At 75.3% G+C, this 15366-nt stretch carries 10 protein-coding genes and 1 pseudogene; 4 read left to right on the plus strand and 7 right to left on the minus strand.

The features are described 5' to 3' along the window. Nucleotides 1–15: 15 nt before the first annotated feature. Nucleotides 16–402, minus strand: a pseudogene (locus JK361_RS42655) (DUF6214 family protein); the annotation flags it as partial. A 140-nt stretch (nucleotides 403–542) separates the two neighbouring features. Between JK361_RS42655 and JK361_RS19365 the strand changes: the two are divergent. Beyond that, nucleotides 543–1877 (plus strand): FAD-dependent oxidoreductase, encoded by a 1335-nt coding sequence (locus JK361_RS19365; protein WP_201819727.1) that lies wholly within the window; start codon nucleotides 543–545, stop codon nucleotides 1875–1877. 130 nt (nucleotides 1878–2007) lie between these two features. On the opposite strand, the gene JK361_RS19370 is transcribed toward JK361_RS19365, so the two are convergent. After that, complete coding sequence (locus JK361_RS19370; protein ID WP_201819729.1) at nucleotides 2008–2364, minus strand: ArsR/SmtB family transcription factor; 357 nt, start codon at nucleotides 2362–2364, stop codon at nucleotides 2008–2010. Nucleotides 2365–2494: 130 nt separating this feature from the next. On the opposite strand from JK361_RS19370, the gene JK361_RS19375 reads away from it, so the two are divergent. Further along, the gene (locus JK361_RS19375) at nucleotides 2495–3574 is read left to right on the plus strand and encodes an NADH:flavin oxidoreductase/NADH oxidase (RefSeq protein ID WP_201819730.1); all 1080 of its coding nucleotides are present in this window, start codon (nucleotides 2495–2497) and stop codon (nucleotides 3572–3574) included. Nucleotides 3575–3608: 34 nt separating this feature from the next. Here JK361_RS19375 and JK361_RS19380 read toward each other — a convergent pair whose 3' ends face one another. From JK361_RS19380 to JK361_RS19400, 5 genes are all read right to left on the minus strand, one after another. Continuing rightward, the gene (locus tag JK361_RS19380; RefSeq protein ID WP_201819732.1) at nucleotides 3609–7895 is read right to left on the minus strand and encodes a cation-translocating P-type ATPase; all 4287 of its coding nucleotides are present in this window, start codon (nucleotides 7893–7895) and stop codon (nucleotides 3609–3611) included. A gap of 7 nt (nucleotides 7896–7902) precedes the next feature. Then, nucleotides 7903–8457, minus strand: coding sequence for a hypothetical protein (locus tag JK361_RS19385; RefSeq protein WP_201819734.1), 555 nt, complete (start codon nucleotides 8455–8457; stop codon nucleotides 7903–7905). A gap of 286 nt (nucleotides 8458–8743) precedes the next feature. Next, complete coding sequence (locus tag JK361_RS19390) at nucleotides 8744–10066, minus strand: benzoate/H(+) symporter BenE family transporter (RefSeq protein ID WP_372448721.1); 1323 nt, start codon at nucleotides 10064–10066, stop codon at nucleotides 8744–8746. Next, nucleotides 10063–10281: a PLP-dependent transferase gene (locus JK361_RS19395; protein ID WP_201819736.1), complete on the minus strand. Its 219-nt coding sequence runs from the start codon at nucleotides 10279–10281 to the stop codon at nucleotides 10063–10065. Before JK361_RS19395 ends, JK361_RS19390 begins: the two co-directional genes overlap by 4 nt. Before the next feature lie 139 nt (nucleotides 10282–10420). Next, nucleotides 10421–11221: a PaaX family transcriptional regulator C-terminal domain-containing protein gene (locus JK361_RS19400; RefSeq protein WP_201819738.1), complete on the minus strand. Its 801-nt coding sequence runs from the start codon at nucleotides 11219–11221 to the stop codon at nucleotides 10421–10423. A gap of 71 nt (nucleotides 11222–11292) precedes the next feature. On the opposite strand from JK361_RS19400, the gene JK361_RS19405 reads away from it, so the two are divergent. Then, nucleotides 11293–12972 (plus strand): DNA alkylation response protein, encoded by a 1680-nt coding sequence (locus JK361_RS19405; protein ID WP_201819741.1) that lies wholly within the window; start codon nucleotides 11293–11295, stop codon nucleotides 12970–12972. A 145-nt stretch (nucleotides 12973–13117) separates the two neighbouring features. After that, entirely contained in the window at nucleotides 13118–15109 is a 1992-nt protein-coding gene (locus tag JK361_RS19410; protein WP_201819744.1) for a HEAT repeat domain-containing protein, read from the plus strand. Nucleotides 15110–15366: the final 257 nt, after the last annotated feature.

The following is a 15366-nucleotide window of genomic DNA, read 5'->3' on the forward strand; positions in this document are numbered from 1 at the left end:
CGGGCAGCCGGCGCCCGGTTCCGCTCCCGCCGCGTCCGCCGCGTGGCCGCCGCGCTCGACGCGCGCCTCGCCCTCGGTGCCGGTCCCGGTGCCGGTGCCGCCCGCGGGGTTCTTCTCCGGCGCCACACCGCACGCCTCGGACAGCGGCCCCTCGATCCAGTCGGCGAGCACCGTCAGGTCGGCGAGGGACAGGGCCGGCTGCGCCCTGACGTCCTCGATGGAGAGTCGTCCCCCGCTCAGGACCGCCAGGGCGTCGACCCCGGCGCCGTCGGGGAAGGCCAGCCGGACATGGAACCACGCCGTGGCGCCGCCGTGCTCCCGCACCTCCCACGCGGGCCACACGGAGACCGCGCCGTCCTCCGCGTTCCGTTCGGAGAGACTGAGAAAGGACGCTTCAAGCACACACGCAACGTAACCGCATGATCACACCCGCTGTGGAAAGCCGCGCATCCGGATCACTCCACCGGCCCCTGCCCACCGGCCCCCGCCGGTGCCATGCTGGAAGCGTCCGCACGCCCCTCCTTCGGGCAAGGAGTACCGCTGTGCTGCGTGTCGCCGTCGTCGGTTCGGGGCCGAGCGGGTGTTACACCGCCCAGAACCTGGTCCAGCGTGACCCCGGAGTCCACGTGGACGTCCTGGACCGGCTGCCGTGCCCGTACGGGCTGGTCCGCTACGGTGTCGCCCCCGACCACGAGAAGATCAAGTCCCTCCAGGGCAGTCTGCGGTCCGTGCTGGAGCACGAGCGGGTGCGGTTCCTCGGCGGGGTCCGGGTGGGCGGCCCCGGCGGACTGCCCGTGGAGCGGCTGCGGGAGCTGTACCACGCGGTCGTGTACTGCGTGGGCGCCGCCACCGACCGGCGGCTCGGGATCCCCGGTGAGGAGCTGCCGGGCAGCTGGTCGGCGACCGAGTTCGTGTCCTGGTACAGCGCGCACCCGGACGCGGCAGACGCGGGCTTCCTGCGCGGGGTGCGGTCGGCGGTGGTCATCGGAGTGGGCAACGTGGCGGTGGACGTCTCCCGGATGCTGGTCCGCGGGGCGGCGGAGCTGCGTCCCACCGACATCCCGCAGGCCGCGCTGGACACGCTGGCGGCGAGCGGTCTCAGCGAGGTGCACATGGTGGGCCGGCGCGGCCCCGCGCAGGCCCGTTTCACCACGAAGGAGCTGCGTGAGCTGGGTGGCCTGCCCGGCTGCGAAGTGGTCGTGGACAAGGCGGAGTTGGCGCTCGACACGGCCGATCCCGGTGCACTGCCGTCCGGGCAGCGCCGCAATGTGGAGGTGCTGCGCGGCTGGGCGGCGGAGCCGGCCGCTACGGCCGCGCGCCGGATCCGGCTGCGGTTCTTCCTGCGCCCGGTGGAACTGCTCGAGGTCGCGGGCCGGGTGGGCGCGGTCCGCTTCGAGCGGACGGAACCGGACGACCGGGGCGGTGTGACCGGCACCGGCCGCTACGAGGACGTGCCCGCGCAGTTGGTGCTGCGCTCGGTGGGCTATCGCGGAGTCCCCCTGCCCGGGCTGCCGTTCGACCCGGTGAGCGGCACGATCCCGCACCAGGAGGGCCGCGTCCTGCGCGACGGCACGCCCTCCCCCGGCGAGTACGTCGCCGGCTGGATCAAGCGCGGCCCGACCGGGGTCATCGGCACCAACCGGCCCTGCGCCAAGGAGACGGTGACCTCCCTGCTCGCGGACGCTCCCGCACTCGGCCGGGGGGACGTGCCCACGGATCCGGTCGCGGCCCTGCGGGCCACCGGCGTCGAACCCGTGCCCTGGAACGGCTGGCTGGCGATCGAGCGGGCCGAGGCCGAACTGGGGGCGCGGCTGGGCCGGGGCGTGGTCAAGCTGTCCGACTGGGACACACTGCTCGGCGCGGCGCGGGTGCCGTAGCCGTTCCTTCAGCCGCCGAGCGGGGTCGGCCACCGCGCGGGATCGGCCACCGAGTGGGATCGGCCGCCGAGTGGGATCGGCCGCCGAGAGCGGCCCGGGCACCGAAGGCGGTCCGGGCGCCGCTGGTGCTTCAGCCCTCGTCGCCGAGTCGGCCGGCCTGCCGGTCCGCGGCGGCGAGGAGGCTGTCGAGGAGCCCCGGGAAAAGACCTTCCAGGTCGTCCCGCCGCAGGCCGTTCATCTTGGCCGTGCCCCGGTAGACCTGACGGATGACCCCGCTCTCCCGCAGCACCCGGAAGTGGTGCGTGGTGGTGGACTTGGTCACCGGCAGCTCGAACTGCGAACAGGACAACTCCGCTTCCTTGGCGGCGAGTTCGCGCACGATCTGTAGCCGCATCGGGTCGGAGAGCGCGTGCAGCACGGACTCCAGCCGGATCTGCTCCCGCTCCGGGTGCGGCAGCGCACGGCCGGTGGTGGCGGTCTCGGTCACGGCGCCTGCCCTTCGTCGCGGAAATCCTCCGGTGGCACCATTGTACGAGAGGCATCGTAGTTTGACATCTCTCGTAGTACGAGGAGTACCGTACGAACCCACCAGCGGTCCGTGACGAATGGAGTCCGTCGTGAGCGCGCTCTTCGAGCCCATCACCCTGCGCGAAGTGACCATCCCGAACCGGGTGTGGATGGCCCCCATGTGCCAGTACTCGGCCGAACCGGAGGGCCCGCTGGCCGGTGCCCCGCACGACTGGCACTTCGCGCACTACGCGGCGCGCGCCGCCGGCGGCACCGGCCTGATCGTCGTGGAGGCCACCGCGGTCGCGCCCGAGGGCCGGATCTCCCCGTACGACCTGGGCCTGTGGAACGACACCCAGGTGGAGGCCTTCCGCCGGATCACCCGCTTCCTCGCCGCCCAGGGCACCGTGCCGGGGATCCAGCTCGGCCACGGCGGCCGCAAGGCGTCGACCGACCAGCCGTGGAAGGGCGGCGCGCCCCTCGGGCCGGATGCGCACGGCTGGCAGCCGCTCGCCCCCAGCTCGGTCGCGTTCGACGAACGCCACCCCGTGCCCACGGAGTTGACGACCGATCAGATAACCGAGACCGTCGGCCGGTTCGCCGCCGCCGCACGCCGGGCGCTCGCCGCGGGCTTCGAGGTCGTCGAGATCCACGGCGCCCACGGCTACCTGATCAACGAGTTCCTCTCCCCGCACTCCAACCACCGCACGGACGCCTACGGCGGCTCGTACGAGAACCGCACCCGGTTCGCCCTGGAGGTCGTGGACGCCGTACGCGAGGTCTGGCCCGAGGGAAAGCCGGTGTTCTTCCGCGTCTCCGCGACCGAATGGCTCCAGGAGGGCGGCTGGACCCCGGACGACACCGTCCGCTTCGCCCGCGATCTGCACGCCCACGGCGTCGACCTGCTCGACGTCTCCACCGGCGGGAACGCGGCCGGCGTCAGCATTCCGACCGGTCCGGGCTACCAGGTCCCGTTCGCCGCCCGGGTGAAGGCCGAGACGCCGCTGCCGGTCGGCGCCGTCGGACTGATCACCGAGGCCGGGCAGGCGCAGAAGATCCTGGCGAACGGCGAGGCCGACGTGGTGCTGCTCGGCCGGGAGTTGCTGCGCAACCCCTCCTGGGCCCGGCAGGCCGCACGGGAGCTGGGCGGGGAGGTCCGGGTCCCGGAGCAGTACCACCGATCCGTCTGATCCTTCGCCCCGGTCACCCACCCCGGTCATCCGGTCACGTCGGCAGCAGGCGGCCGATGGTCTGTTCCAGCCGGGGCAGGGTCCGCTGCCCCGCCAGGGCCAGCGCGATCGCGACCACGACGCCGGCCCAGGCGACCGGACCGAGCGGGGTGCATCCGAACAGACGGCTGACGCCCGGCGTCTGCACCGCGGCGACCAGGGCGAGGGCCGAGCCCAGGGACGTGATCTGCACCAGACGGCTGTCGCGCCGGTCCAGCAGGGTCTGCACGAGCTGGGTGCCGACCACCCCGCACAGCGCCATGGTGCTGGAGCGGCGCGCGGTGCCGGGGGTGAAGCGGCCGATCAGCCAGGCCGCGACCGCGCCGAGGCAGGTGGTGACGGCCCGGTGCCGGATCTTGCGCAGCAGGGGCTCCCCCAGCACGCCGGCGGCCTCCTCCACGTTGGCGAGGTCCGCCTCGCCCTCCTTCTCCGTCACCGCCACCGCCATCGACGGGAACAGGTCGGTGAACAGGTTCACCATGAGCATCTGCCGGGTGGACAGCGGCGCCCGGCCGGACAGCAGCGTCCCGAGGATGCCGAACCCGACCTCGCCCGCGTTGCCGCCGATCAGGATGGCGATCGCGTCGGCCACGCTGTGCCACAGGGCGCGGCCCTCGCCGACCGCGTCGATCAGCACCGTCAGGTCGTCGGCGGTCAGCACGATGTCGGCGGCGTTGCGCGCGGCGGCCGAGCCCCGCGCGTTGATGCCGACGCCGATGTCGGCGGCACGGATGGCGGCGGCGTCGTTGGCGCCGTCGCCGACCATGCCGACCACCCGGCCCGCGTCCCGCAGCGCCTCCACGACCTGGAGCTTCTGCTCCGGTGCCACCCGGGCCACCACACCCGCGTCGCGCAGCATCCGGGCCCGGGCCCCGCGGTCCGCCGCGGCCAGCTCGTCGCCGGTGACCACCACGGTGTCCGCGGGCCAGCCCAGGTCGGCGGCGATGGACCGCGCCGTCTGCGGATGGTCACCGGTGAGCATGACCGGCCGTACGCCTGCCCCGTTCAGCCCGTTCACCAGCGCCGTGGACGTCTCGCGCGGTACGTCGGACAGGGCCAGCAGCCCCGTGTACTCCAGGCCCTCCAGCGGCCGGTCGAGGGCCTCGGACTCCTGCTCGCCCTCGCCGAGCCGCCGCGCGGCCACCGCCAGCACCCGCAGGCCGTCCGCGGCCAGCGCCTGCGCGGCGGCGGAGGCGTGCTCCGGCAGCACGGAGCAGGCGGGCAGCACGGTCTCCGGGGCGCCCTTGACCACGAGCACGGCCGGGCCGTCCCCGCCGCGGCCGACGGCCGCCGCGTACCCGCGCGCGGCCTCGAACGGCAGACCCGCCAGCTGGTTCCAGTCCGGGTCCTGGCCCGCGGCGGTCAGCACGGCCTCGTCGGTGGCGTGCACCGGCTGCTCCGTGCCGCCGTTCAGCCGCGGGCAGGCCCGTGCGGCGGCCCGGATCGTCTCCTCGGCGCCGGCGTCGTCCACCCCGTGGAGCGTGCCGTCGGCGTCGGTCGCGCGCACCAGCCGCAGCCGGTTCTCGGTGAGCGTGCCGGTCTTGTCGAAGCAGATGGTGTCCATGCGGCCCAGCGCCTCCAGCGTGCGCGGGGTGCGCACCAGGACACCGCCCCGGCTCAGCCGCCGGGCAGCCGCCAGCTGGGCGACGGTCGCCACCAGCGGCAGGCCTTCCGGTACGGCCGCCACGGCCACCGCCACACCGCCGCTGACCGCCTCACGGATCGGTGTGCCGCGCAGCAGCGCCAGGCCGGTCACCGAGGCGCCGCCCGCCAGGGTCAACGGCAGCGCCTTGCGGGTGAGTTCCTGGAGCCTGGCCTGCACACCGCCGGCCGGGGGCGTGCGGGCGGCGAGGTGCACGGCGCGGGCGGCCTCGGTGCGGTCTCCGATGTCGACCACGACGGCCCGGCCCTCTCCCGCCACCACGGTCGTCCCCTCGAAGACCATGCAGCGCCGGTCGGCCACCGCGGCGTGCGGCGTGGGGTCCGTCTGCTTCTCCACCGGCAGCGACTCGCCGGTCAGCGCGGACTCGTCCACCTCCAGGCCGTCCTGCCACAGCAGCCGGGCGTCGGCGGGCACCACGTCGTCCCCCTTGAGGTGGATCACATGACCCGGCCGGAGCCCGCCCGCCTCCACGGTGCGGGTGCCGCCGGCCGGGGCCTCGTCCTCGGACGGGATCAGACGCGCCTTCTGCTTCTGCTCCGCGACCAGCCCGGACAGCGCCCGTTCGGCCCGCAGCCGCTGGACGCCGCCGACCAGCGCGTTCAGGTCGAGGGCGCCGACGACGAGCAGCGCGTCCACCATGGAGCCGAGGATCGCCGACGCCGCCGAGCCGACCGCCAGCACCGGGGTGAGCGGATCATGGAGTTCGCCGCTGACGGCCCGGCCGAGCCGGTAGGTCCAGCGTGCGGGTGCGGCGGCCGGGTGCCGGGTGACGCCCTCGGTCGCCCTGCGCAGCCTGGCGGTCAGCGTGTCGAACGTGTCGGCGGCCGGTTCGTGTGCGAGGCGCTCCCGGGTCTGGTCCGGGTCCAGCTCGTGCCAGTGGACCCGGGGGCGCGGGTGCGGTGTGTGGGCCGCCGCCACGCCGACCGCCGCCCGGATCCCGGACAGCAGCGCCGCCGCGGCGCCGGCGTCGACCGGCGCGTGGCGGAGGCCGGGCAGCACGGCCCGGCGGCCGCCCCCGCGGCCGGACTCGCCGACGGCGACGAGCAGTCCGGACAGCGCGGCGCCGGAGCGGGCCAGCGTCTGGGACCGGTGTCCGACCGCGCGGGCGGCCGGGACGGCGGTCAGTACCCGCCACACGTCGGGCAGGCCGTGCAGGGCCAGGATGTCGGCGCCCCAGACGACGGCGCCGTCCCGGTCGGTCAGGGCGACCGCGACGTCGGCGGCGCGCAGTGCGGCCTGCGCCGCGTGGTCGTCGTCCCCGCGCACCCGGGCGACCACCAGCACGGCGCCCTCCTCGCCGCGTGCCTCGTGCACGACGTCGTCCAGCGGCCGGCGGGCGTCGACGACCTGGTCGGCGAGGCCGGTGAAGTCCTCCAGGGCCGGGTCGTCGACGAGGACGACCCGCAGCCCGGCGCGGCGGGCCGCGTCGAGCACCGGCTCGGTCCACGGGTCTGCCTCGCCGTCCGCGGTGCGCAGCGCTGCGGGGTGCAGGACGACCGTGCCGGTCATCTCCAGCTGGCGCAGCCGCTCCGGGGCGCGGACCAGGACGCCCGTGCGGGCCAGCGCGGCGCTGAGCACGGCGTGGAACGCGGCGGGACCGTACCGGGCGGCCTTCGGGGAGCCGGCCAGCACCGCTTCCGCCGCCTCGGCGCCGTCGTGCTTGACCAGCAGGGTGGCCGCCGCGCCCAGGACACTGCCGGCGGAGGCGTGGGCCGCGTACTCCTGGGCCGGCGAGACGTGCAGCGGCGGGCGCGGTGGGCCGGCCGCGGCAAGGCTGACCCGGTCCGGACCGCACAACTGGTCGTGCACCGAGTCGAAGGCGGCCGAGCGGGCCACCGTCTCGGCGACCTGGCAGGCCCGCAGAGCGCCGTCGAGCAGCAGGGAGCTGGGGCTCTGGCCGGCGCCGTGCGCGGCCGCGTTCGCGCAGGCCAGCACGAGATCCATCCGGGTGTCGCCGAGCCGGGAGCGCAGCCAGGCGCGGAAGCGCGGGTTCTCCCGCAGCAGGGTGACGACCGCGGTCACCATCCGGGGTGAGGGTGGCAGCCGCAGCGAGTACGCGGTCAGGGCGGCGGCGATCCCGACGCCGTCGGCGGCGAGCGTGGCCGCGGCGGCGCGTACCCCGGCCGGGTCGGCCGGGTGGGTGGTCTCCTCCACGTCCCCGCCGGCCAGGACGAGGCCGTGCCGTTCGGCCAGGTCGGCCGCGTGGTCCAGGACCCGGTCGGCGGCCTCCTCGCCGGTCGCGGTCACCACCAGCCGGGCGAGTCCTTGGTCCCAGTAGGCGAGGAGCACGTCGGGATGCTCCTCCAGCGCCTCGGCCACCCGGCGGGCGAGCTGTCCCGTGCCCCCCGCGCGGCGCGCCGGGTCCCCCTCCATGGGGCGCACCACCAGGTGGGCGCGGGCGCCCGAGCGCCAGTGCTCACCTGACCCGGGCAGCGCGTTGCGGGCCACCCGGGCAACCCGCGCTGCGGCGTCCGCGCCGCGCACGCCGGCGCGGGCCGTACCGGCGGCGGCACCGGCGGCCATTCCGACCGCCGGTGCCGCCGCCCGTGCGAGCAGCCGCGGTGCCGCGGGCAGCAGACGAGCGGCGGCGAACGGCACCGTCAGCAAACCGGGCAACATGACCTCCTCAGAGCGTGGTGCGGTCGGGCCGCGCGGTCGGGCCGAGGGGACCGGACGACGTTCTGGCCGTCGATGCCCTCGCACCGTGGGCGGATTCGGGCGGACCGGATGCCCGCGCGTGACCGGACCACCCCTTGGCGCTCGACCCCGCGAGGTGTCCGGAGGCCCGGGTGCCCGCGGGAGTCCCGGGCCCGGCGGACGCCGGCCCGGCCGTCCGGCCGTGCCCGTGGCCCCCGGCGCCGGACCTGAGGGCCGCGGTGCCGAGATCGTGTGCGGGCTCGATGGCGCCCGCGTCCGCCGGCCGGCCGGGCCGGGGCTGGGTGAGCCAGGCGACCGCCGCGCCGGTGAGCGCCACGGGCCACTCCACCACCCCTGCCGCGCCGAGCACCCCGGCTCCGGCGTACACCGCCATGCGCCGGCCCCGGGGCGAGACCGCGCCGACCTTGTCCAGTGTTTCCTCCGCGGCCCTGCTCACCGTTCCGGCGCCGGGCACCCTGCGCAGTACCGAGGCCGCGCCGCGCAGGGGCGCCGTGAGGGCCGACGACGACTTCTGCTCAGCCATGACTCTCCTCGGACGAGATCGCCTATCCGGCCCACCGAGTGCCCGCGACCGCGCTGGTCATCCCCTCTTTTCCAGGGAACGCCCGTATCTACCAGGAAACGTCACGGCTCCCGGTGGCGCCACCCGCCCCCGGGTGGCGCCACGTGGGCCGGCTCAGGGGCGCGACGCATCTGTCCTCGGGCGCGGAGGGCATGTACTGCGCGTACCCCGGCTCGGGCATGAGTGAGCCCCGGCCGGGGCCGGGGACATCGCCTGGCCGGGCCGCCGGCGGCCGCCCGGCCCCCGGTCACGCCTCGTTGGTCCCCCTGCGCCACTGCCCGGACAGGACGAGGTGGGCGGCGACGCCGAAGACCAGGCCCCAGAAGGCGGAGCCGATGCCGAAGAGGGTGACGCCGGACGCCGTGGCCAGGAACGTGATCAGCGCGGCCTCGCGGTCCTTCTCCTCCTTGACCGCGCCGGTGATGCCACCGGCGAGCGCCCCGAACAGGGCGACACCGGCGATGGCGGCGACCAGTTCCTCGGGAAGCCCGGCGAAGAAGGCCACCAGCGTGGATCCGAAGGCGCCGATCAGCAGGTAGAAGGCGCCGCAGGAGACACCGGCGACATAGCGCCGCCGCGGATCGTGGTGCGCCTCGGGGCCGGTGCAGATCGCGGCGGTGATCGCGGCCAGGTTGATCGCGTGCGACCCGAAGGGGGCCAGCGCGGTGGACGCAAGACCGGTGGTGCCGATGAGCAGACGGTCCTCGCCCTGATAGCCGGAGGCGGAGAGCACCGCCATGCCGGGGGCGTTCTGCGAGGCGAGGGTGGCCAGGATCATCGGCACGGCGATGCCGACGAGGGAGGCGACGGAGAACTCCGGCGTGGTGAGCACCGGCCGGGCCAGCTCGATCTTGTCCACGTGCACGTGCAGCCGCGAGGTGGCCGCGCTGGCGGCGACGCCCACGGCCAGGGCGATCAGCACCGCGTACCGCGGCAGCAGACGCTTGGCCAGGAGATAGGCCGGCAGCACGGATCCGGCGATGAGCGGTGCCGTCTCCAGCGAGGTGAAGACATGGGTGCCGAAGCCGAACAGGATGCCCGCCAGCATCGCCGAGACGACCGCCGTCGGCACCTGCCGCATCAGCCACCCGAACACGCCGGTCAGCCCGATCAGCGTGATGACGGCACCGGTGATGAGGAACGCGCCGATGGCCTCGGCGTAGGAGTACGCGCCGAGGCTCGTGACCAGCAGGGCCGCTCCCGGCGTCGACCAGGCGGTGATGACCGGCATTCGGGTGCGCAGGCTCAGCCCGATGCAGGTCAGACCGCTTCCGATGGAGATGGCCCACACCCAGGAACTGGTCTGCGCGGTGTCGAGGTGTCCGGCCGAGGCCGCCGAGAGCACGATGACCAGCGGACCGGAGTAGGACACGACGACGGCCACGAAGCCCGCCAGCACGGCGGACAGCGACGCGTCGCGCAGCAGCCGGGGCCGGTCCGCCGGAGCCGGTCCGCCGGCCGGCTCCGGTCCCCCGGACCGCTCCGGTGCGGAGCGGCCGGGGGAGGAGGCCGGCGCGGCGGTGTGCACCGCGCCCGCGGTGGTGTCTGTGTCGGGGGACTCGGGGCTCAACTGTCTTCCTTCGCAGCCCTTTCCAGGGCCTGTTCAAGATCGGCTACGAGATCGGCCGGGCTCTCCGGGCCGATGGAGAGGCGGACCCTGTCCTTCGGCGCGGTGCTGCCCGGCCCCTCGAGGGTATGGCCGTGTTCGATGAGACTTTCCACGCCACCCAACGACGCTGCACGGAGGAAGAGTTGACAGTGCCGGGCGACGCGCAGCGAGCGCAACTTTCAACGTGCGCTACGCAGAAGGGACTTCTTTCCCCCGTCCCCCGTGTATCGCTGTATCCCCCAGTCGTTCGTCGCGACAACGCCACTGTGACACGGCGTGACTTCCAGACCGAGCACGTTCCTTCCAACAGCGCTGTCAGCCTGCGGTGTTGACGTCTTCGAAGGGATCATTCCGCGGTCCGTACTCTTCCTCCGACGCACCGAGCGCCCCCGCCAGTTCCCGCCGGAATCCGGCGTACGCCGCCCGCAGGGCCTCCCCCGGCCAGTCGGGCGGCAGCAGCGGGTCCGGCAGTACCGGATCGGCGAGCAGGTGGCGGACGGCCGCGGCGTACACGGCGAGCCGGGCGGCCGGGTGCTCGGCCGCGGCCGCCCGGTCGAGCAGCGAGCGGGCGCCGGCCGCCCAGTCGGCCGGCGCCCAGAGCCGGGCGGCCAGCTCGCGCGGCGGCTCGTCGGGGCGGGCCGTGCACGTCAGGGCCACCCGGTGCAGAGCGGGCGGCAGCGGACGGTCGAGGTTGGCCGGGCGCAGCCACACGCCCTCACGCAGTTCGGCCAGGCGCAGGGCGAGCAGCCGGGCACGCAGGTCGGCGCGTTCGGCGGGGCCGCGCCCGGTCGCCGTGATCACCACCATCTCCCAGTCGCCGTCCCACGCGCGCGTACGCGGGTGCACGGCGTCGTCCTGGCGGCGCTGCCGGGCCAGCAGCCGGTCGCTGAGCCGGTAGACGGCGTCCGCACGCCGGAGATCCCCGACGGAGACCATCCGGCTCAGCGCGGCCCGCAGGGTGGAGCCGCCGACGCCGAACGGCTCCACGAGCCGGACCAGGTCCTTCACCGGCAGCTGGGGCGGATGCACGCCGAGGAGCAGACTCAGCACGACCGACCGGGCGGACAGGGGTCGCAGACCAGCCGGATCCGACTCCGCGGGGACGTTCATGCGCATGGTCCCGTACTGTACGTGCGCCTTCTTGTTGCATCATTGCTACAGTCGCAGGAAGAGTGCAACATGCTCGTATGGTCTCGATTCCCGCGCAGTCGCAGCTGCCGTCGCAGCCCCAGCAGCCGTACGCCACGCACGACGTCACCAACCAGGCCCCGCCGCTCGCCCCGTACGACGCCTCCGACGACCCGGCCCTGCTGGAGGGGCTGCGCCGGGAGGGCGCCGGGTGGGCCGAGGACGGAATCCGGCGGCTGGGGGCGCGCGCCGGCAGCGCGGAGGCCCAGGAGTGGAGCGAGCAGGCCAACCGGCACGAGCCGGTGCTGCGCACCCACGACCGCTACGGCCACCGCGTCGACGAGGTGGACTTCCACCCCAGCTGGCACCACCTGATGCGGACGGCGGTCGCCGAGGGCCTGGCCGGCGCTCCGTGGGCCGACGACCGCCCCGGCGCGCACGTGGCACGGAGCGCGGGCGGTCTGGTGTGGGGGCACACGGAGGCGGGCCACGGCTGCCCGACGTCCATGACCTACGCCGCCGTGCCCGCCCTGCGCGCCCAGCCGGATCTCGCCAAGGTCTACGAGCCGCTCCTCACCAGCCGGGAGTACGACCCCGGCCTGCGCGTCCCCACCGAGAAGCCCGGGCTGCTCGCCGGGATGGGCATGACGGAGAAGCAGGGCGGCTCCGACGTCCGGACGAACACCACCACGGCCACGCCCACCGGTGAGCCGGGCGTGTACACGCTGCGCGGCCACAAGTGGTTCACGTCGGCGCCGATGTGCGACGTCTTCCTGGTCCTCGCGCAGGCCCCGGGCGGGTTGTCGTGCTTCCTGGTGCCGCGGATCCTGCCGGACGGCACCCGCAACACCTTCCGCATCCAGCGGCTGAAGGACAAGCTGGGCAACCGGTCCAACGCCTCCTCGGAGCCGGAGTTCGACCGGACCGTGGCCTGGCTGGTGGGCCCGGAGGGGCGCGGCGTGAAGACCATCATCGAGATGGTCAACTGCACCCGGCTGGACTGCGTGATGTCCTCGGCGGCCCTGATGCGCAAGACGCTGGTAGAGGCGGGCCACCACGCACGGCACCGCAGCGCGTTCGGCGCCCGGCTGATCGACCAGCCGCTGATGCGCAACGTCCTGGCCGATCTCGCGCTGGAGTCGGAGGCGGCCACCACGCTCACGCTGCGGCTGGCCGGCGCGGCGGACCGCGCGGTGCGCGGGGACGCCGGGGAGCGGGCCTTCCGGCGCATCGCCACCGCCGTCGGCAAGTACTGGGTCACCAAGCGGGGCCCGGCCTTCACCGCCGAGGCCCTGGAGTGCCTGGGCGGCAACGGGTACGTCGAGGACTCCGGCATGCCCCGGCACTACCGGGAGGCCCCGCTGCTGTCGATCTGGGAGGGGTCCGGGAACGTCAACGCGCTCGACGTGCTGCGCGCCCTCGGTCGTGAACCGGACAGCGCCGAGGCCCTGTTCGCCGAACTCGCCCTCGCGCGCGGGGCCGACGCCCGCCTCGACACGGCCGTGGCCGCGCTCAAGGACCAATTGGCCGAAACCGATCAGGTGGGCGCCCGCCGGCTGGTCGAGCGGATGGCGCTCGCGCTTCAGGCGTCGCTGCTCGTGCGGCACGCTCCGCACCCGGTCGCGGACGCCTTCTGCGCGAGCCGGCTGGGCGGCGACTGGGGCCACGCGTTCGGCACCCTGCCCGCGGGGACCGGCCTCGACGGCATCCTGGAGCGCGCCCTCCCAGGCCGGAACTGACCCCTCCTCGCGCGTGTGGCCACGACCGCCTCCCCGTGGCCGGTGACCGCCGACGGATCGCACACAGTCAGCACGCGGATTCGGACCGTTGTCGGTGCCGTGGTGCACACTCGCGATCAGGTGGCACTCGTCTGGGGAGGACAACGTGTTCACGGGGATCGACGAGGTCGACTGGGCTTCGCTGCGGCACGCGTACGGCAGCGCGGAGGACGTGCCCGGATGGTTGCGGGCCCTGGCGTCCGCGGACACCGCCGAGCGGGCGACCGCGCTCGACGGGATGTACGGCGCGGTGCACCACCAGGGAAGGGTGTACGACTCGACGCTGGCCTGCGTCCCCTTCCTGTTCGCGCTGGCGGCCCGCGAGGAGGTGCCGGAGCGGGGCTGCATAGTGGAACTCCTGGTCAGCATCGGCGGGGAGAGCGCCGAGGGCGCGGGGCGGGACCGCCGGGCGTGGGAGGCGGTGCGCGCGGGCGCCGAGACCTTCGCGGCGCTCGCCGGGGACCCTGATCCCGCCGTGCGCCAGGCGGCGGCCGGGGCCCTGGTGCGCTTCCTGGACGAGCCCCGGCGGGTGCTGGAACTGCTGCGGCAGCGGCTGCGGGCCGAGCGGGACGACTCCGTCCTGCCGGCCCTCACGGAGGCGCTCGGCCGGCTCGCGCACCGGTACCCCGCGTACGCCGACGGCGCGGTGGACCTGCTGGTCGAACAGAGCGCGCCGCCCTACGCGCCGGGGCAGCGGCTCGCGGCACTCGGCCAACTGGCCCTGCGCGCGCCCGGCCGGCTCCCCGCCGACCTGGTGCCGGCGGCGGTGCGGTTGCTCCACCAGCGGTCCGCGCAGCGCCTCCCGGCCCGGGACCACTCCGGCACGGACACCCTGGTGCGCCGGATACGGCGGCTGCGCCCCTCCGACGAACAGGGCGCCGCGCTCCTGCGCACCCTGCACGACGCGCTCGGTGACCGGGTGGACGACCGGATCGCCCTGCTCACCGGGCAGTTGACGAGTCCGGACCCGGTGGACCGGTGCAATGCCGTATGGATGTCGGGGGTGCTGTTCCGCGGCTGGCGCGGCGCGTACGACGGGCCGGTGCGGCTGCTCGGCGCCCAACTCGACACGGATCAGGACCGGTTACGGGACGCCGCCGTGTCGGTGCTTGCGGAGCTGTACGCCCTGGCCACGCCCGCCGCCGACCAGCTGCACGCGCTCGTGACCGCCCGGCCCGACCTGTGGACCCACCGCTGGGAACGCTCCTCGCCCACGCTGGGCGGCCCGCTCAAGGCGCTGGCCAGGAGCGGCGATCCGCGCGCGGTTCCGGCCCTGGCCCAGCTGCTTGCGGGCCCCGCGGCACCGGCCGGGCTGGGCTACGAGGTCGCTCATCTGGGCCGGGCCGCGGCGCCGTTGGCCGCCGCGCTGCGTCACCGCCTCGGCCGGGTCCCGCTCGACTCGCCCCTCGCCGTCCGGCTCGCCGCCCCGCTGCTGACGGCGGTCAGGGCCGTCGGCGACCGGGAGGCGGTTCCCGAAGTGCTGCGGCTGCTCTGGGGCACCCCCGACGACCTGGGCCCGCGCGAGGAGGTGGTCGACCAGGTGATCGGGACCTTGGCGGAGCTGGGCGCCGCCGCTCAAGCGGCACCGCTCCTGCGCCCCCTCCTCCACACCCGCCACGCGGCCACCGCGGCGGGCGCGCTGTGGTCGGCGGGCGCGGACGCCTCCGCCGTACTCCCCGTCCTGCTGCGGGAGTTGGGGAGCGCCGACGTGGGCCTGCGCCGCAGCGCCGTCCGGGAGCTCGGCAGGCTGGGCCCGGCCGCCCGCCCCGCGCTGCCCGGCCTGCGCCGGCTCCTCCGGTCCGGACCGGCCCGGGACCGGATACAGGCCGCGCGCGTGCTGTGGCGCATCACCGGGGATCTTGACCTGGTCCGGCCGGTGTTCCGGTCCGCGTGGACGGCGGACCCGCGCACCCGCGTCGCCGTCGCCCGCTGCCTGAGCACCATGGGGCCCGCCGCGGAGCCGTTCCACGACCTGATCGGCGAGGAACTGACCCACCCCCGTCGCCACACGTCCCACGAGGGGGCGTACGGCAGCCGGGACATCCCCGACGACGAGGAACTGCTGCGCACGTGCCGGGAGGTACTGGCGGGGCCGTAGGGGCGGATTCCGGACGAGGATGCGCGGGACCGACTGCGGGGCGGAGGCGCGGACGGCGGGACGGCACCGGTCGCGGAACGGTGGCGCGGGAGGGCGGGGCCGGAGCGGCGCGGGAGGAGGTCCCGGCGGGCGCGGGTGAGCGTGCGGGCGCGGGCAGGCGCCGGGCGTGCGGGCGAGCGGGCGCGTACAGGCAGGCGGGTGGAATCGTGCGGGGCGTGCGGGCGCGTACAGGGAGGCGGACGGAAACGTGCGGGGCG

The sequence above is a fragment of the Streptomyces musisoli genome, assembly GCF_016741855.1.
GTDB classification, from domain to species: domain Bacteria; phylum Actinomycetota; class Actinomycetes; order Streptomycetales; family Streptomycetaceae; genus Streptomyces; species Streptomyces musisoli.